General features: G+C 69.6%; 16 protein-coding genes, 1 pseudogene and 1 riboswitch. Of the genes and pseudogenes, 7 read left to right on the top strand and 10 right to left on the bottom strand.

Annotated elements, in window-relative coordinates:
- Positions 1–468 precede the first annotated feature (468 nt).
- Positions 469–744 carry a hypothetical protein gene (locus tag G6048_RS12140; protein ID WP_165339500.1) on the top strand — a complete coding sequence of 92 codons (276 nt, stop codon included), beginning with the start codon at positions 469–471 and terminating at the stop codon, positions 742–744.
- Between the two features lie 17 nt (positions 745–761).
- Complete coding sequence (locus tag G6048_RS12135) at positions 762–1031, top strand: hypothetical protein (RefSeq protein WP_165339499.1); 270 nt, start codon at positions 762–764, stop codon at positions 1029–1031.
- Between the two features lie 170 nt (positions 1032–1201).
- Here G6048_RS12135 and G6048_RS48650 read toward each other — a convergent pair whose 3' ends face one another.
- From G6048_RS48650 to thrC, 5 genes are all read right to left on the bottom strand, one after another.
- Positions 1202–1738 carry a ribbon-helix-helix domain-containing protein gene (locus G6048_RS48650; RefSeq protein WP_206341497.1) on the bottom strand — a complete coding sequence of 179 codons (537 nt, stop codon included), beginning with the start codon at positions 1736–1738 and terminating at the stop codon, positions 1202–1204.
- Positions 1739–1973: 235 nt separating this feature from the next.
- The gene (groL, locus tag G6048_RS12125) at positions 1974–3599 is read right to left on the bottom strand and encodes a chaperonin GroEL (RefSeq protein ID WP_165339498.1); all 1626 of its coding nucleotides are present in this window, start codon (positions 3597–3599) and stop codon (positions 1974–1976) included.
- A gap of 323 nt (positions 3600–3922) precedes the next feature.
- Positions 3923–4126, bottom strand: coding sequence for a cold-shock protein (locus G6048_RS12120; protein ID WP_003986833.1), 204 nt, complete (start codon positions 4124–4126; stop codon positions 3923–3925).
- A 456-nt stretch (positions 4127–4582) separates the two neighbouring features.
- Complete coding sequence (locus G6048_RS12115) at positions 4583–4858, bottom strand: MoaD/ThiS family protein (protein WP_033322392.1); 276 nt, start codon at positions 4856–4858, stop codon at positions 4583–4585.
- Between the two features lie 69 nt (positions 4859–4927).
- Positions 4928–6265: a threonine synthase gene (gene thrC / locus G6048_RS12110; RefSeq protein WP_165339497.1), complete on the bottom strand. Its 1338-nt coding sequence runs from the start codon at positions 6263–6265 to the stop codon at positions 4928–4930.
- Positions 6266–6283: 18 nt separating this feature from the next.
- Positions 6284–6441: riboswitch (SAM riboswitch) on the bottom strand.
- A gap of 190 nt (positions 6442–6631) precedes the next feature.
- Here thrC and G6048_RS12105 point away from each other — a divergent pair.
- Both G6048_RS12105 and G6048_RS12100 read left to right on the top strand, forming a co-directional pair.
- Positions 6632–7606, top strand: a complete 975-nt coding sequence (locus G6048_RS12105) for a glucosyl-3-phosphoglycerate synthase (protein ID WP_165339496.1) — start codon at positions 6632–6634, stop codon at positions 7604–7606.
- A gap of 150 nt (positions 7607–7756) precedes the next feature.
- Positions 7757–9145, top strand: coding sequence for an alpha,alpha-trehalose-phosphate synthase (UDP-forming) (locus tag G6048_RS12100; RefSeq protein WP_165339495.1), 1389 nt, complete (start codon positions 7757–7759; stop codon positions 9143–9145).
- Positions 9146–9241: 96 nt separating this feature from the next.
- Here the strand turns inward: G6048_RS12100 and G6048_RS12095 are convergent, their stop codons facing one another.
- The 3 genes and pseudogenes from G6048_RS12095 to G6048_RS48640 form a co-directional block, all read right to left on the bottom strand.
- Positions 9242–10171: a 1-phosphofructokinase family hexose kinase gene (locus tag G6048_RS12095; RefSeq protein WP_165339494.1), complete on the bottom strand. Its 930-nt coding sequence runs from the start codon at positions 10169–10171 to the stop codon at positions 9242–9244.
- 121 nt (positions 10172–10292) lie between these two features.
- Positions 10293–11423, bottom strand: coding sequence for an N-acetylglucosamine-6-phosphate deacetylase (gene nagA / locus G6048_RS48645; protein WP_328825750.1), 1131 nt, complete (start codon positions 11421–11423; stop codon positions 10293–10295).
- Between the two features lie 168 nt (positions 11424–11591).
- Positions 11592–12545, bottom strand: a pseudogene (locus tag G6048_RS48640) (ROK family protein); the annotation flags it as partial.
- 41 nt (positions 12546–12586) lie between these two features.
- Here G6048_RS48640 and G6048_RS12085 point away from each other — a divergent pair.
- The 3 genes from G6048_RS12085 to otsB all read left to right on the top strand — a co-directional run bounded on the left by G6048_RS12085 (position 12587) and on the right by otsB (position 15056).
- Positions 12587–13870: an ABC transporter substrate-binding protein gene (locus G6048_RS12085; protein ID WP_165339492.1), complete on the top strand. Its 1284-nt coding sequence runs from the start codon at positions 12587–12589 to the stop codon at positions 13868–13870.
- Between the two features lie 64 nt (positions 13871–13934).
- On the top strand, positions 13935–14165 hold the full coding sequence (locus G6048_RS12080) for a DUF3263 domain-containing protein (protein ID WP_165339491.1): 231 nt from the start codon (positions 13935–13937) through the stop codon (positions 14163–14165).
- Positions 14166–14192: 27 nt separating this feature from the next.
- A complete protein-coding gene (gene otsB / locus G6048_RS12075; protein WP_165339490.1) occupies positions 14193–15056 on the top strand; it encodes a trehalose-phosphatase in 864 nt (287 codons plus the stop codon).
- 70 nt (positions 15057–15126) lie between these two features.
- Here the strand turns inward: otsB and G6048_RS12070 are convergent, their stop codons facing one another.
- Together G6048_RS12070 and cdgB are read right to left on the bottom strand one after the other, a co-directional pair.
- Positions 15127–16104, bottom strand: coding sequence for a CBM35 domain-containing protein (locus G6048_RS12070; protein WP_165339489.1), 978 nt, complete (start codon positions 16102–16104; stop codon positions 15127–15129).
- Positions 16105–16222: 118 nt separating this feature from the next.
- Entirely contained in the window at positions 16223–17920 is a 1698-nt protein-coding gene (gene cdgB / locus G6048_RS12065; protein ID WP_165339488.1) for a diguanylate cyclase CdgB, read from the bottom strand.
- Positions 17921–17930: the final 10 nt, after the last annotated feature.

Below are 17930 nucleotides of genomic sequence, written 5' to 3'. Positions count from 1 at the left end.
GTGTACTCGCGCAGGAGTCGAACCTGTGGCAGGCCGAAGGCGGCGCCATCCGCCCCGCAACGCCCCTGTCACCCTCAGCGGTCCACGCCCGCGTCACCGAACTCCGCGCGGCGTGCCGCTCCCGCGAAAGGACCACCACATGAACCCAATACACGCAGTCGCAGATGCGCACAGCTCTCCCGGCGAACTCGAAGAACTGCAGTGAGGGCGCGACGAAGCGGACATCGCGCAGGCTCGGGAGCGTGAGGCCTCCCCCACAGGACCGGCGCTCACCCATGACGCCTTCATGGCGCGGCTGGAGGCCGAGGAGCGCGGCGAGGCAGCGTCATGACCCACGCCGTTGCGTGGGAGCATCCGGCCACGTACCGGAGAGCCCCGGTCTCCTCCGCAGAGGCATACGGCCCCTCCTCGCCACGCCTTGCCGCCCGGCACCGTGGCGTACCTGGAGACCGATCCGAGGAGATCCGCATGACCGCACAGCCCGCAGAGCCGGTACCGTCGGCGCCTCTCCAGGTACCACGTACCGTCGACGGCATCATGGCTGCCCCGCCCTCGGCTTCAGCCCGCATGGAGTTCCGAACCGCTTTCGGGCAGGCCGCAACAAGCCAGGAGCGGGAAGACATCATCGACGCGTGGTGGGCCGTTGCCATGACCCCGGACTGGGATGACCGTCTCGCCGACTCGGAAGCCGGGCGCAACCTCGTCTCGTTCGACGACATCGCGAAGAGGGCCGAAGCACCGTGACCACTCCGAAGTAGATCTTGCTCTTCGGGCGGCACGCGGACGAAACCCTCGAACAGCTTCGGGGCTGTGATCCCGAACGTCACGCGATCGCCATCAAGCGGTTCCTCGATCTCGCCACCGACGTCGGCCAGGCGATCGACACAGGGTGGCCTCCGCCAGGACGCCTCGCTCGAGGCGCGTACGTCACGATGTGGCGGGACATCGGCCTCACCGTCACCTACCTGCCGCACCCGGACCGGAGGGAAGTGCACGTCGTCGGAGTCCTCGACAGTGGGCCCGTGGTCTGAAGTCGGCCATTTCCATCGCATGGAGGCTCCGGAACGCGTGACGGCGGCCCCCTGACAACAGGAGGGCCGCCCTCGGCGAATCCACACGCAGCTCAGCTCAGCAGCGGCCAGGAGTCCGCGCAGTGGCGCCGGCGCGGGCTGGGCATCGCGGCGCTGGCAGCCTGCGCGGTTCAGGCGGGACGCGGCCCGTCCTTGCGTCGGCCAAGCCCGATCGCCACCAGAGCCCGTACCGCTTCGGCACGCGAGTAGCCGTTCTCCGCAGCGAACCGGTCCACATCGTCGAGAAGCTCACCGAGCCTCACCTGGACCCGCCCGCCGATCTGCGGACGGCCCGGCCCTCGTTCGCCCGGCTGTTCAGACAGCCACCGATGGACCGCCTGTTCGTGACCGTTGCGCAGGAGCCACTCCGCCGCCTGGTCATCGGAGAGAAACTCATGCCGGTCACCGCCGGGAAACCTGTCGGCCAGCTCCCTGCGGATCAGGGCCGTCTCCAGCACCCAGCGATCCCCGGCCGTACGCAACAGCCTCTCCCGCACCGCCCGCGTGACGCTCTCCCTCCCGCCCCTCCAGCGGCGTACGGTCGACCGCTCCTCGCGCACCGCCTCCGGATATGTGGCCTTGGCCTGGTCGGTCTCGAACCATCCGTCAACCTCACGGAGCGGTACGCCGTCGACTTCGTCGTACCGATAGACGCAGACGCGTGCCATTGGAACCCCCTGCTCTAATTAACGACATCGCTAATGTAGCAATGAAGCGAATCATCCGCAGCGGGACGGCCGCATCAAAGTGGCATCGGCTCCTCGGCGACGCGGTCACGGTTTCCGTCCTGCGCTGGGTCGCTCCCCACTGTGATCCAGGCAACGCCCGAGGGCGGCACCCCCACGAACAGGGATGCCGCCCTCGGTACTGGACGGACAGGTCCGACCCGGTGGAAGAACCGGATCAGAAGTCCATGTCACCGCCCGGCATGCCGCCGCCGGCCGGGGCGGCGCCCGCCTTCTCCGGCTTGTCGGCGATGACGGCCTCGGTGGTGAGGAACAGCGCGGCGATGGACGCGGCGTTCTGCAGGGCGGAACGCGTGACCTTCGCCGGGTCGATGATGCCCTCGGCGATCATGTCGACGTACTCGCCGGTCGCGGCGTTCAGGCCGTGACCGACCTGAAGGTTGCGGACCTTCTCCACGACGACGCCGCCCTCGAGACCACCGTTGACGGCGATCTGCTTGAGCGGGGCCTCCAGGGCGAGCTTCACGGCGTTGGCGCCGGTCGCCTCGTCACCCTCGAGCTCCAGCTTCTCGAAGACCGTGGCGGCCTGGAGCAGGGCCACGCCACCACCGGCGACGATGCCCTCCTCGACGGCGGCCTTCGCGTTGCGAACGGCGTCCTCGATGCGGTGCTTGCGCTCCTTGAGCTCGACCTCGGTGGCGGCACCGGCCTTGATGACGGCCACGCCGCCGGCCAGCTTCGCCAGGCGCTCCTGGAGCTTCTCGCGGTCGTAGTCCGAGTCGGAGTTCTCGATCTCGGCGCGGATCTGGTTGACCCGGCCGCCGACCTGCTCGGTGTCGCCGGAGCCGTCGACGATCGTGGTCTCGTCCTTGGTGATGACGACCTTGCGGGCGCGGCCCAGGAGGTCCAGGGTCGCGTTCTCCAGCTTGAGGCCGACCTCCTCGGAGATGACCTCGCCGCCCGTGAGGATGGCGATGTCGCCGAGCATGGCCTTACGGCGGTCACCGAAGCCCGGAGCCTTGACGGCGACGGACTTGAAGGTGCCGCGGATCTTGTTGACGACCAGGGTCGACAGGGCCTCGCCCTCGACGTCCTCGGCGATGATCAGCAGCGGCTTGCCGGACTGCATGACCTTCTCGAGGAGCGGCAGCAGGTCCTTGACGGCGCTGATCTTCGAGTTGGCAATCAGGATGTACGGGTCGTCGAGGACGGCCTCCATACGCTCCATGTCGGTGGCGAAGTACGCCGAGATGTAGCCCTTGTCGAAGCGCATACCCTCGGTGAGCTCCAGCTCCAGACCGAAGGTCTGGGACTCCTCGACGGTGATGACGCCTTCCTTGCCGACCTTGTCCATGGCCTCGGCGATGAGCTCGCCGATCTGGGTGTCGGCGGCGGAGATGGAGGCGGTCGAAGCGATCTGCTCCTTGGTCTCCACGTCCTTGGCCTGGTCGAGCAGAGCACCGGAGACGGCCTCGACGGCCTTCTCGATACCGCGCTTCAGGGCCATCGGGTTGGCACCGGCGGCGACGTTGCGAAGGCCTTCCTTGACCAGCGCCTGGGCCAGGACGGTCGCGGTCGTCGTGCCGTCACCGGCTACGTCGTCCGTCTTCTTCGCGACTTCCTTGACCAGCTCGGCGCCGATCTTCTCGTACGGGTCCTCGAGTTCGATCTCCTTGGCGATGGAAACACCATCGTTGGTGATCGTGGGGGCGCCCCACTTCTTCTCGAGGACGACGTTACGGCCCTTGGGGCCGAGGGTGACCTTGACGGCGTCGGCGAGCTGGTTCATCCCGCGCTCGAGGCCGCGCCGCGCCTCCTCGTCGAACGCGATGATCTTGGCCATGTGAAGTGGTCCTCCCGGACTGGGGTGGATTGCTCCGGACCGCGCTGGCGCCCGCGACGGACGGCCTGCCTGCCTCGTGGTTCCTTGCCCCACTTGGCCTGCGGGCCTCACCGACCCGGTCCTCGTTGTCACTCTCACCTTCAGAGTGCTAACGCCAATGATTAGCACTCGCCCCCCTCGAGTGCAAGCGTCTACCGGGGAGTGAGAGGCCCGCCGAGGGGATGACCGGGAGAGGTCGGCAGGCATGCCGAAGGGCCCGTACCCCTTGAGGTACGAGCCCTTCGAAAGAAGAACGTGTCGCTGCAGATCAGTCGGCGCGTGCTTCAGCCGGCCACGCGGACCATGTCCGCCTGCGGCCCCTTCTGGCCCTGCGAGATCTCGAACTCAACTCGCTGACCTTCCTCCAGGGTGCGGTAGCCGTCCATCTGAATCGCGCTGTAGTGGACGAATACATCCGCACCACCGTCGACCGCGATGAAGCCGTACCCCTTCTCCGCGTTGAACCACTTGACGGTGCCCTGAGCCATGCCTAACTCCCCTATTACTGGCCCTTGCACAGATCCACACTTCGCGGATCCGGGTCAGACCTCACCCCCCAACGGTTGGGGGTGTGCGCCGGAACGCGTCGACCGCGGCTGAATGTATCTGCCCAACTGCCGTCTGCAACAGGTCAGTCGGACGAGAAATCTTGGCCATACCCGATCCGGAATGTACGGAGAATTCACCCTAGATGGGGGCAAGTCGGGCTCCATAAAAGGAGCATATGACGTAAAAGACCTGCACACTTTGGCTACTTCTTATCGGGCATCAATCAGGAATGCACATGCATTCGGCCCGCGGGAGCACCAGGTTCCCCAACTGTACCGCGCTCAACCATACAGAATTGCCCCCTCCGTTTAACTTACGGAGGGGGCAATTCGATGAACCCTGAGTGACTTGCATTACCGACGGTAACGACCAGCCTTCGGCACTGTGCCGAATGGTCAGCCTCCGGCGACCGCCGGAATGATCGAAACGCCGGCCCCGTCGGGCGTCGCCGTCTCCAGCCCCTGCTCGAACCGCACATCGTCATCGTTCACGTACACGTTGACGAACCGCCGCAGCTTGCCCTGGTCGTCCAGGACCCGCGCCGCGATACCGGTGTGGTTCTTCTCCAGGTCGGCGATGACCTCGGCGAGGGTCGATCCTTCGGCGGCGACCTCGGCCTTGCCGCCGGTGTAGGTGCGAAGGATGGTGGGGATGCGGACGTTGACGCTCATGCGGATGACCTCCGGTCAGGTATGGAGCGCCCCGTGAGAGGCGCGGGGGTACGTCTACGGGGCTACGGGCTACGCCTGGAGGAGCCCGGCCTCACGGAACGATTCGAGGCTGGGGCGGATGGTCGCGGTGAGACCGGTGTCGGAGGCCACCGCGTCCAACGTCTTGAGACCGTCACCGGTGTTGAGGACGACAGTCGTCAGGCTCGGGTCCAGCAGACCGTTCTCGATCAGCTTCTTCGCCACCCCCACCGTCACACCACCGGCGGTCTCCGCGAAGATCCCCTCGGTCCGTGCCAGCAGCTTGATCGCGTCGACGACCTGCTCATCGTTCACGTCCTCCACCGCGCCACCGGTACGCCGCGCGATGTCCAGCACGTACGGACCATCGGCGGGGTTCCCGATGGCGAGCGACTTGGCGATCGTGTTCGGCTTCTGGGGCCGTACGACGTCGTGGCCCGCCTTGTAGGCGACGGACACCGGCGAGCAGCCCTCGGCCTGGGCGCCGAAGATCTTGTACGGCTTGTCCTCGACGAGCCCGAGCTTGATGAGCTCCTGCAGACCCTTGTCGATCTTCGTGAGCTGCGAGCCGGAGGCGATGGGCACCACCAGCTGGTCGGGGAGCTGCCAGCCGAGCTGCTCGCAGATCTCGTACGCGAGGGTCTTGGAGCCCTCGGCGTAGTACGGGCGCAGGTTGACGTTGACGAAGCCCCAGCCCTCGCCGGCCGGGTCGCCGATCAGCTCGGAGCAGAAGCGGTTCACGTCGTCGTAGTTGCCCTCGATACCGACGAGCTCGCCGCCGTAGACCGCGGCCATGACGACCTTGCCCTGCTCCAGGTCGTGCGGGATGAACACGCAGGAACGGAATCCGGCGCGGGCGGCGGCGGCGCCCACGGCACCGGCGAGGTTGCCCGTGGAGGAGCAGGAGAGGGTCGTGAAGCCGAAGACGCGGGCGGCTTCCAGTGCCTGGGCGACGACGCGGTCCTTGAAGGAGTGCGTCGGGTTGCCGGAGTCGTCCTTCACGAAGAGCTTGCCGGCGTCGACGCCCAGCTCACGCGCCAGGTTGTCGGCCTTGACGAGCTCGGTCCAGCCGGGGTTGATGTTCGGCTTGGTGGCCACGTCCGCGGGGACGGGCAGGAGAGGCGCGTACCGCCAGATGTTCGCGGGGCCCGCCTCGATGCGCTTACGGAGTTCCTCGGTGTCGTACGCCGAGAAGTCGTACGCGATCTCCAGCGGGCCGAAACACTCCTCGCAGGCGAAGACGGGGCCGAGCGGGACGCGGTGGCCGCATTCGCGGCAGGAGAGCGCGGCGGCGGGACCGAGGTCTACGGAGTCCGTGGAGGCCGTGGAGTCCGCCGAGTCGGCGGAAGTGTCAGCGTTCGTGGTGCTTGCAACTGTCTGCGCAGCCATGTGAGGCGAGGCCCTTTCTCCTCATCTTCCTCACGACGCATCTCGCCGTGAGACGGATTTGGCACCTTCACTAGCCGGGAGCCTCGCGGAATCGATCATCTTCGATCGGTACGAGACCGGCTGGAGGGTTGCCGGGGCTTCAACGGGCCGTATCCCTCTGCCCCTCTGGATGAGCGGTATTCGATTGTGAGTATGTGGTTGTCGGCTCAACGACCCGCGACATGCGATGGTCATCAGCGTTGTTCAAGACTGTAACCGAAGGCCTGGATCGTGGAGAGACCAGTCCGAACCGCGAGATGACAGTCACATCAGCCTTCTGCCTCAGTGGGCACTCGCGACCCGGTCCGATGCAAGGGAGAGCCGCACGTGCTGGAAGACGTCGAGCGCTGGCTGAACACGCGCTCCTGGTCCGTTGGCGACCGCCCGCTGAAGAAGCTCATCGCCGCGAAGCGCGCGGCCAATTCCACGGTGAGCGTCGTACTGCCCGCGCTCAACGAGGAGGAGACCGTCGGCGAGATCGTCGCCGTGATCCGCCGCGAGCTGATGACCAAGAAGGTGCCGCTCGTCGACGAGATCGTGGTGATCGACTCGGGCTCGACGGACCGTACCTCCGAGGTCGCCGCCGACGCGGGCGCCCGCGTCGTGCACCGGGACGAGATACTCCCGCGCATCCCCGCCGTCCCCGGCAAGGGCGAGGTCCTGTGGCGCTCGCTGCTGGTCACGAGCGGGGACATCGTCGCCTTCGTCGACGCGGACCTGAAGGAGTTCTCCGCGGACTTCGTCTCGGGGATCGTCGGCCCCCTGCTCACCGATCCGGGCGTGGACCTCGTCAAGGCGATGTACGACCGCCCGCTGAACCTGCCGGGCGACCCCACCTCCGGCAGGACCGCCGCAGGCCAGGGCGGTCGCGTTACGGAACTCATGGCCCGCCCGCTGCTGAACATGCACTGGCCGCAACTGGCCGGCTTCGTGCAGCCGCTCGGCGGCGAGTACGCGGCCCGCCGCTCCCTCCTGGAACAGCTGCCGTTCCCGGTCGGGTACGGGGTCGAGCTGGGCATGCTGATCGACGCCCTGCACCTGGTGGGCCTCGACGCCCTGGCCCAGGTAGACGTGGGCGTCCGCAAACACCGCCACCAGGACGGCCAGGCCCTGGGCCGCATGGCCGCCGCGATCTACCGCACGGCCCAGCTGCGGCTGGCCCGCGGCCATCTCGTACGGCCGCGGATCACGCAGTTCGAGAGGGTGGAGGCGGGGTTCGCGCCGCGTACGTACTCCGTGGACACGGAGGAACGCCCGCCGATGGCGGAGATCGAGGAGTACGCGGAACGGAAGGCGGCGTAGCCGAGAGTGGGGGCGCGACCAGCCACAACGCACCCGCGGCCGCCACTCGACACCCCAGTCCCGACCCCCGACCCGAGCTCTCACGCGTGAAGCTTGTATACGGCCGATGCGTACGTTTGAGCGAAGCCACCCTGGGCTAAGTTGAGCCCTATGGCATCAACGCAAGCCCAGATCCTCGTCGCCTCCAACAGGGGCCCGATCTCGTACGCCCTGGACGAGAGCGGAACGCTCAAGGCCAAGCGCGGCGGCGGCGGCCTGGTCTCCGGCCTCTCCGCGATCGGCCCGGAGGCCGGCGCGTTGTGGGTCTGCTCGGCCCTGAGCGACGGCGACCGCGAGGCCGTACGCCGCGGCGTCGGCGAAGAGGGCGTACGGATGCTGGACATCCCGGCGGACGTACACGAGGACGCGTACAACGGCGTGGCCAACTCCGTGCTGTGGTTCGTGAACCACATGCTGTACCAGACGCCCCTGGAGCCGGCCTTCGACGCGGAGTTCCGCAGGCAGTGGGCGTCCTTCGAGACGTACAACCGGGCCTTCGCCGAGGCCCTGGCCGAGGAGGCGGCCCCGGGCGCCGCCGTGCTCGTGCAGGACTACCACCTGACGCTGGCCCCCCGCATGCTGCGCGAGCTGCGCCCCGACCTGCGGATCGGGCACTTCTCGCACACGCCGTGGGCGCCGCCGGAGTACTTCCGGATGCTGCCCGACGACATCGCCGCGCAGTTGCTCGGCGGGATCCTCGGCGCCGACCGGGCGGCGTTCCTGACCCAGCGGTGGGCGGACGCGTTCACCGACTGCTGCCACGCCGTGCTGGGGCCCGGCATCCCGTCGGGTACGCGCATTGGCGTGCACGGGCTCGGCGCGGACGCGGACTTCCTGCGGAAGCGGTCGCACGAGGCCGATGTGGACGACCGGATCGTCGCGCTGCGGGAGCAGATAGGTGCGGGCCGCAAGGCGATCGTGCGGGTGGACCGTACGGAGCTGTCGAAGAACATCGTGCGCGGGCTGCTGGCGTACCGGCAGCTCCTGGAGGATCAGCCGTCGTGGCGTGAGCGGGTCGTCCACGTGGCCCTCGCCTATCCCTCGCGGCAGGACCTGGCCGTGTACCGCGACTACATGACCGAGGTCCAACGGCTCGCGGACGAGATCAACTCCCAGTACGGGACGCCTGGTTGGACCCCGGTCGTGCTCCACCTGAAGGACGACTTCGCCCGCTCGCTGGCCGCGTACCGGCTGGCCGACGTGGCCCTCGTCAACCCCATCCGCGACGGGATGAACCTCGTCGCCAAGGAGGTGCCGGTCGTCTCCGACGAGGGGTGCGCGCTGGTGCTCTCGCGGGAGGCGGGGGCGTACGAGGAGCTGGGCGAGGACGCGATCGTGGTGAACCCGTACGACGTTGTGGGCACCGCCCGCGCCCTCCACTCGGCGCTGACGATGCCGCTGGACGAGCGGGCGGAGCGCACCAAGCGGCTGGCCGCCGCGGCTACGGCGCTTCCACCGGCCCAGTGGTTCTTGGACCAGCTGCGCGCACTGGACGCGTGATTGCGTCCCCGCCGCCCTGCCTGTCCCGCCCCGGGCCGATAGCCCAAGCGGTCACCTTGCTGCTGTGACCATGGCCATCGGCCATGGTTGGCCGATTTACGCCGCCGAAGCCTCGCCGGTCACCGTCACGCGCCCCACCAGCTCGTCATACGCCCGGCCGTCGAACTCGCCCGCCGCCGGCGCCAGTACCGTCGCCGTCGACAGGGCCACCGCGCGGGCCAGCCGATCCGGCCACGGCAGGCCCTCCACCAGCCCCGACAGCAGGCCCGCGACCACCGAGTCGCCCGCGCCCGTCGGGTTGCCCTCTACCGGGGCCGGCGGGGTCGCTCGCCAGTGGCCCTCCGCGTTCAGGGCGAGGAGGCCGTCCGGGCCCAGGGAGGCGACCACCGCGTGTGCGCCGCGGCGGCGGGCGTCGCGGGTGGCCTGGAAGGGCTCGTGGGAGCCGGTGAGTTCGGCCAGTTCGTCGGTGTTCGGTTTGACGAGGTCGGGGCGGGCGGCTACGCCCCGGCGGAGGGGTTCGCCGCTCGTGTCGAGGAGGACCGGGACCGACGCGGACCGGGCCGTGCGGACCAGTTGGGCGTACGCGCCTACCGGGACGCCGGGCGGGAGGCTGCCGCACAGGGCTACCGCGGAGGCGGCGGGCAGCAGGTCCTCGTACGCGTCCTGGAACGCCCGCCACTCCGCGGGAGAGACGAGCGGGCCCGGCTCGTTGAGCTGAGTCGTGTCACCGGTCGCCGCGTCGACCACCGCGATCGTGCGGCGGGTCGGGCCCGCCACCGGGACCAGCGCGTCCACGACGCCCTCTGTGGACGTGAGTTGGCCCTTCAGGGCGCGCCCGGTCGCCCCGCCCACGAAACCCGTCACCGTCACCGCGTGGCCGAGCGCCGCCAGCACCCGGGCCACGTTCAGGCCCTTGCCGCCGGGGCGTTCGGTGACCTCGGTGACGCGGTGCGAGGTGTGCGGGCGCAGGGCCGGTACGCGATAGGTGATGTCGAGAGCGGTGTTCAGCGTGACCGTGAGGATCACCTGGGCCGACCTCCCCCGCGTGCGAGTGGGCGCTGCTTGTCCGGATGCCAGATCATGCCAAAGGTACGGCGGTCGGCACAGCTCCGCAGGTCGGCCCGCCCGGGCCCAACGTGCGGCCGAATCAGCCCAGTTGGGGCTCAACCACCCATTCTCCGCGGCGCATCACGCCCTTGAGGGCGAAGTCGGCGTCCAGGATCACCAGGTCCGCGTCCTTGCCCGGTTCCAGCGAGCCCACCCGGTCGTACAGGCCCAGCAGCCGGGCCGGGGTGGCGGAGATGGCGGCGACCACGTCCTCGACGGACAGCCCGTCCACGGTGACGGCCCGCTTGAAGGCACGGTCGAGGGTCAGGGTCGAGCCCGCGATGGAGCCGCCCTCCACCAGCCGCGCCACACCCTCGCTGACCTCGACCTCCAGCGGGCCGAGCATGTAACGGCCGTCGCCGAAACCGGCCGCGTCCATCGCGTCCGTGATCAACGCCACCCGGTCCGCGCCCGCGTGACGGAACGCCAGCTGAAGCGACGCCGGATGCAGATGCGTACCGTCGTTGATCAGCTCGACCGTGATCCGCTCGTCCTCCAGGAGCGCGGCGATCGGGCCGGGAGCGCGGTGGCCGAGGACGGGCATCGCGTTGTAGAGGTGTGTCGCCACGGTGGCGCCCGCCTCGATGGCCTCCACCGTCTGCTCGTACGTCGCGTCCGTGTGCCCGATCGCCGCGATCACCCCGTGCTCCGCGAGGAGGCGTACGGAGTCGATGCCGCCCGGCAGTTCCGTGGCGAGCGTCACCATCCTGGCCTGGCCGCGTGCCGCGTCGATCAGCTTGCGCACCTCCGCCGGGTCCGGGTGGCGCAGCAGTTCCTCGGAGTGCGCGCCCTTGCGGCACGGCGAGATGAACGGCCCCTCGAAGTGGATGCCCGCGAGGTCGCCCTGCTCGGCCAGCTCGGAGAGCAGCCCGGCGCGCTGGGCCAGCACGTCCATATCGCCGGTGACGGTCGACGCGACGATCGTCGTGGTGCCGTGCAGGCGGTGCGTGTGGACGCCCTTGAGGATGTCGTCGACCGTGCCGGAGGTGAAGGAGGCGCCTCCGCCGCCGTGGTTGTGGATGTCGACGAAACCGGGCACCAGCCAGTGGCCTCGCAGGTCGACCCTGGTTGCGTCATCGGGTGCGCTCCCGGCGATACGCGTGCCGTCGACGATCACGCGGCCGTCGTCCACGATCCCGGTGGGCAGCACCACCTTGGCACCGGCGAGCACGACGGGCTCCTTGCCGGTTTTGGGCTGCGGGTCCGTTTTGGCTGGTCGCGCCCCCGCCGTGGCGGAGCCGCATGATGTCTCGTCTCGCGCCCCTAGGAGCGTTGCCGTCACCGTGGTTTCCTCCGGCTTCGTAGGTGTGGTGTCGAGCACATCCCAGGCCAGGAGGCCCGCGCCCAGGCAGCCGGCCGTGTCCCCGAGTGCCGCCGGGACGATGCTGGGCAGCTTCTGGAACGTCACCCGGCGCTCGACCGCCGTCCGTAGCGGTGTGAACAAGGTTTCCCCGGCCTCGGCCAGGCCGCCACCGATGATCAGCGTGCGCGGGTCCAGCAGGGTGAGCGCGGTGACGAGGCCGTCCGCGAACGCGTCCACCGCCTCCTGCCAGACCGCCTGCGCCCGGGGGTCCCCGGACCGCACGGCCTGCGCGCAGTCCGCCGCGTCCGCCTTCGGATCACCGGACGCCTCGGCCCAGGCCGCGCTCACCGCCGACGCGGACGCGTACCGCTCCAGGCAGCCGCGCTGTCCGCACGGACACGGGGTGCCCCCGGGTCGTACGACGATGTGGCCGATCTCGCCTGCGAAGCCGTGCGCGCCCGCCTCCACCCGGCCGTCGATGCCGATCGCGCCCGCGATGCCGGTGCCGAGCGGCACGAACAGGAAGCGGTCGGCTCCCCGCCCCGCCCCGAGTCGCCCTTCGGCGAGGCCACCGGTGCGCACGTCGTGTCCGAGGGCGACCGGGACGCCGTACAGCCGCTCGCCGAGCAGATCCCGCAGGGGTACGTTCCGCCAGCCGAGGTTGGCCGCGTAGACCGCGAGGCCCCGTTCGGCGTCCACGATGCCGGGGACGGCGATGCCGGCGGCGGACGCGGGCTCGCCGAAGTGGCGCTCGCCGTGTGCGCGCAGCTCGGCGGCGAAGCCGAGGATCGACTCCACCACGGCGTCGGGTCCGCGCTCCCGGCCCGTGGCGCGGCGGGCCTGGTGCAGCAGTGCGCCGTCCGCCCCCACGAGGGCGGCTTTCATCCCGGTGCCGCCCACATCGAGGGCGATGACGTGTTTCACGGGATACAGTCTCGCCCCTGACCCCACGAGAGGTCTAGTCCACTCGCGTACTATAGACCTTGGCATTCCGGTTATCCGGACTTCAACTACCGTGACGAGTACGACAGATGGGGAAATCAGCGGTGCGGCGACGAGTGACGGTTTTCATCTCGATGGTGTCCGCAATGGGCGTGACGGCGGCACTCGGCGGCTGCTCCGGCGGCACCGCGGCCACCCCGAACGCCACGCTCAAGCTGGTGGCCGCCGACTACGGCGACTCCGAGGCGAACAGTTCCCAGAAGTACTGGGACAAGCTGGTCAAGGAGTACGAGAAGAAGAACCCCGGCATCGAGATCGACGTCAGCGTCTACTCGTGGAACGAGGTCGACGCCAAGGTCAAACAGATGGTCGCCGACGGTGAGGCGCCCGACATGGCGCAGATCGGCGCGTACGCCGACTACGCCGCGAAGGGGCAGCTGTACGAGGTCAACCAGCTGCTCTCCATACCCGTCCAGGCCGACTTCGTCTCGAGACTCGCCGAGGCGGGCGAGGTGGGCCGGGTGCAGTACGGCATGCCGTTCGCCTCCTCCACGCGGCTGCTGTTCTACAACAAGGAACTCTTCGACGAGGCCGGCCTCACCCCGCCGCGAAGCTGGAGCGAACTGGCCGCCGCCGCCCGGACCCTGAAGTCCCGCGGCGTCGAGACGCCGTACGCGCTGCCCCTCGGACCCGAGGAGGCCCAGGCCGAGACCATGATGTGGCTGCTGAGCGGCGGCGACGGCTACACCGGCACGATCGGCTCGTACGGCCTCGACTCCGACCAGAACATCGCGACCTTCAACTGGCTCAAGAACGACCTGGTGGGCAAGGGCCTCACCGGGCCGACGCCGCCCGGCAAGCTCAACCGCGCCGACGCCTTCGAGGCGTTCACCCGCGGCGAGGTCGGCATGCTGAACGGTCACCCCTCGCTGATGCAGGCCGCCGAGAAGAGGGGCGTGGAGTACGGCATGGTGCCGATGCCCGGCGTCGACGGCAGGGCCAAGGCCACGATGGGCGTCGCCGACTGGATGATGGCGTTCAAGGAGAACGGCAACGGCGAGGAGATCGGCGAGTTCCTCGACTTCGTCTACAGCAAGAAGAACGTGCTCGAGTTCTCCCACGAGTACAACCTGCTGCCCGTGACCACGTCCGCCTCCGAGGCGATGGCCGCGGACAAGAACGACAAGGATCTCGACCCGTTCCTGTCCGAGCTGGAGAACGCCGAGCTGTATCCCGTCGCCAAGACGTCCTGGGCGCAGGTCAGCGCGGACATCAAGCAGCAGATCGGCAAGGCGGTGGGGCCGAATGCGCGGCCCTCGGCGGTTCTCGGGTCGCTGCAGCAAGCGGCTTCGGCCGCTGAGAGTTCGGAATAGTCGCGCTGGTTTCGCAGGCCCTTACGGGGCCTGCGGCCCTCTCGGAGCGCGGTAGCGTCGACGCATGGCAGAAGAGCTCACCCCGCTGGAGCGTGACGTCCTTGCACTGGAGCGGCGTGGCTGGGCTTCGCCCGGGGCCAAGGAGCGGGCCATACGGGAAGAGTTGGGGATGGTGCCGGTTCGGTACTACCAGTTGCTGAACGCCCTGCTCGACGCGCCGCGTGCTCTGGCCCATGACCCGGTGACCGTGAACCGGCTGCGCCGAATACGGGACGCCCGCCGGGCCGAGCGCTGACAGATCGCTGACGGATAGGGTCGCCGTATGGGCAGCCAAGCGGACCCCTCAAAGACCCCGACGCCATTGCCGACTCCCGCGACCCCGGCGGGACGTGACGGCCTCGACGCCATCCTCGCGCGGCCCGGCCGGGCCGTCCTCGCCTTCGACTTCGACGGTACCCTCGCGCCGATCGTCCCCGACCCCGAGCAGGCCCGCGCCCACCCCGACGCGGTCCCGGCGCTCGCCGCCCTCGCCCCGAAAGTCGCCTCCGTCGCCGTCGTCACCGGCCGCCCGGCCGACGTCGCGGTACGCCACGGCGGCTTCGCGGACGTACCCGGCCTGGAACACCTCGTCGTCCTCGGCCACTACGGCGCCGAACGCTGGGACGCGCTCACCGGCACCGTCACGGCGCCCCCGCCCCACCCCGGCGTCGCCGCCGTCCGCGCCGAACTGCCCGGCATCCTCGACCGCTCCGGCGCCGGACAGGGCACCTGGATCGAGGAGAAGGGCCGCGCCGTCGCCGTCCACACCCGCCGCGCCGAGGACCCGCAGGCCGCATTCGACGCCCTGCGCGAGCCCCTCACCGACCTCGCCAGCCGCCACGGTCTGGTCGTCGAACCCGGCCGCATGGTCCTGGAACTCCGCCCGCCGGGCATGGACAAGGGCGTAGCGCTCCGCGAGTACGTACGCGAGATCGGCGCCGGGGCGGTGGCATACGCAGGCGACGACCTGGGCGACCTCCCGGCGTTCGCCGCGGTCGAGGAACTCCGCTCGAACGGCGTGCCCGGCCTGCTGGTGTGCAGCGGCAGCAGCGAGGTGACAGAGCTGGAGAAGCGGGCGGACCTGGTGGTGGACGGCCCGGCGGGCGTCGTACGCCTCCTGAGGGCGCTGACGACATCTCTCGGCTGACCCCGCTCGGCCACTCGTTGCCGGCCTTCGCCTGTCGCCACGCTGCCGCTCGTTTGACTTGAGCTTGCTGCTAGCCCCTGCTCAGCGACAGTTGGTCGAGCACCGCGTCACACTGGTTGCCCTCGGCGCAGGCGATCTCGATGACGTTGGAGCCCTTGGTCAGGTTGACTGGTGCCCAGGTCGTCTGCCAGCCCTTCTCCCAGTCGCCCTTCGGGGCCCGCTTCTCACCGATGAAGTTCTCCATGTTCAGCGGCGAGGTGTTCGGCTTGCCGTTGACCACGACGGTCGCGTCGGCGTCGACACCGGGGATGCCGAAGCGCACATCCAGCCGGTAGGTGCCGGCCTTCTCGATGTCCTTGACGGCCCACACGACCTTGGCGCCGACCTTGTTGAAGCCCGTCACATAGACACCGCCGCCCGCCTCGGCGCCATCGAACTGGGTGTCGACGGTCGTGCCGCCCTCCAGACGCAGGGTTTTCGCGTCGATCTTCGGCAGCTCGGCCTCATCCTTAGCCGGCTTCGAAGCCGGCGCGCTCGGCTCGGTGTTCTGATCAGCCGACGGCGTCGAACCCCCCGCCTCGTTGCCCCCGGGATCTTCGTCGCCGCCCATCATCGCGACCCCGATGCCGATCACGACCGCCGCGACCACGGCGATCGCGCCGATCAGGAGGCCCTTGGTGTTGGGACCACGACCACGGCCGCCACCGCCACCCATGCCGCTGCCCGGCAGGGGCGTACGGGTCGTGGACGCGCCGCCGAACGTCTCCGGGGCCTGGTAGTGGGACTGGCCGTACGTTCCCTGCCCCTGCTGGGCCGGAGCCTGCGCGTACTGCGCGGTCGGCGCCGTCTGGGAAGCCTGCTGTGACTGCTGGGCCTGCTGGCCGTACTGGCGCTCGCCGACCGCCCGCACCCGGTTGACCGAACCGGGGTAGCCGTAGCCGCCGCCTCCGTCTGGCGGCGTGGCTCCGGCGGCCTGACCGTCGGCGTACAGATAGCCGAACGGGTCGTCGTCCTCGGGCGTGCTCGCGCCGTTGTTGCCGGGCGTCATCCCTTGGTCTCCTCAACGGGTGTGGTGCAGATGCGATGGGTGAATAGAAGGGCGAGCCTACCCGCTCCACAGGCCCCAAACGGGTGATTCAGCTCGCACACCACCGCTGACCTGCGCCTCAGCCCGCACGCCGATGCGCTTTGGGACGAGACCGTTTCTCTACGTACATCCGCTCGTCAGCGGACTTCAACACTTCGTCCGCGGTCATGCCGCAATGTGCCCATCCGATGCCGAAGCTCGCGCCGACCCGCATCGCGCGGCCGTCGACCCGGATCGGCTGGATGATCTCGTTGCGCAGCCGGACCGCGAGGTCCTGGGCGTCGGCCCGGCCGAGCCCGTCGGCGAGGACCACGAACTCGTCGCCGCCGAGCCGCGCGACCGTGTCCCCGTCCCGTACGCCGCTGCTCAGCCGGCGCGCGACCTCGATCAGCACCGCGTCACCGGAGTTGTGCCCGAAGCGGTCGTTGATCGACTTGAAGCCGTCGAGGTCGCAGAAGAGCACCGCGAGCCCCTTCGTACCGTCGTCCGTCTCGCCCTGCGGTGCGACGGTGTGCACGTGGTGGTCGTACGCGTCGAAGGCCTCGAGGGCCGGCCGGAAGTCGAACCCGTGCCCGTTCCCGTCGTACGCGGGCGCCCCGCCGTGCTCACCCTGGTCTCCGTATTCGCCGTGCTGCGCGAAGGCCGCGTCCAGCGTGTCCACCGGTCCTGGTGCCACGGCCGCGGGGCGGCTGCACAGGCGGGCGGAGAGCCGGGCGCGCAGTTCGGCGGAGTTCGGCAGTCCGGTGAGCGAGTCGTGCGAGGCGCGGTGGGCGAGCTGGAGCTCGCGGCGCTTGCGCTCTTCTATGTCCTCGACGTGGGTGAGCAGGAAGCGCGGCCCGTCGGCGGCGTCCGCGACCACGCTGTTACGCAGGGAGACCCAGACGTACGTCCCGTCGCGGCGCCCGAGCCGCAGCTCGGCGCGCCCGCCTTCCGCGGACGTACGCAGCAGGGTGCCGATGTCCTCGGGGTGGACGAGGTCGGAGAAGGAGTAGCGGCGCATCGCGGAGGCGGGGCGGCCGAGGAGGCGGCACAGTGCGTCGTTGGTCCGCAGGATGCGCCCGTGCTGGTCGCCGCCCATCTCGGCGATGGCCATGCCGGAGGGGGCGTACTCGAAGGCCTGGCGGAAGCTTTCCTCGCTGGCGCGCAGGGCCTGCTGCTCCCGCTCCAGGCGGACGAGGGCGCGCTGCATGTTGGCCCTGAGCCGGGCGTTGCTGATCGCGATGGCCGCCTGGAACGCGTACATCTGCAGGGCCTCGCGCCCCCAGGCGCCGGGAATCCGTCCGTTGCGCGGGCGATCGACGGAGAGCACTCCGATCAGCTCACCGCAGGCGCCGCCGGGCACGCCCGGCGTGTACATGGGCGCGAAGAGGCGGTCGGAGGGGTGCCACTCGTCCTCGAAGCGGGGCGGCGGGCCGTCGGTGTACCACTGCGGGACGTCGTCCTCGTCGAGGACCCAGCCCTCGGTGTGGGGTATGAAACGCAGGTCGCCCCAGGCCTCGCCCATGTTCAGCCGGCGCTCCCAGGAGGCGCGGGAGCCGACACGGCCGGTGATGAGCGCCTCGGCGGCGGAGTTCCCGGCGAAGGCGGCGACGACGAGGTCCCCGTCGGGGCGTACGAGATTGACGGCGGCGATTTCGTAGCCCAGTCCCGTCACGACTCCGTCGGCGACGGTCTGCAGCGTGTCGGCCAGGCTGCGTGCCGTGTTCATGTCGGCCATGACCTGATGCAGCTGCCGCAGGGTCGCAAGACGGACGTACGGCTCCGACTCGGTCTCCATGCTCGCTCTC

This window comes from Streptomyces ureilyticus, assembly GCF_011045025.1.
Classification (GTDB): Bacteria; Actinomycetota; Actinomycetes; order Streptomycetales; family Streptomycetaceae; genus Streptomyces; species Streptomyces ureilyticus.
This window is presented reverse-complemented; position numbering and strand designations above follow the sequence as displayed.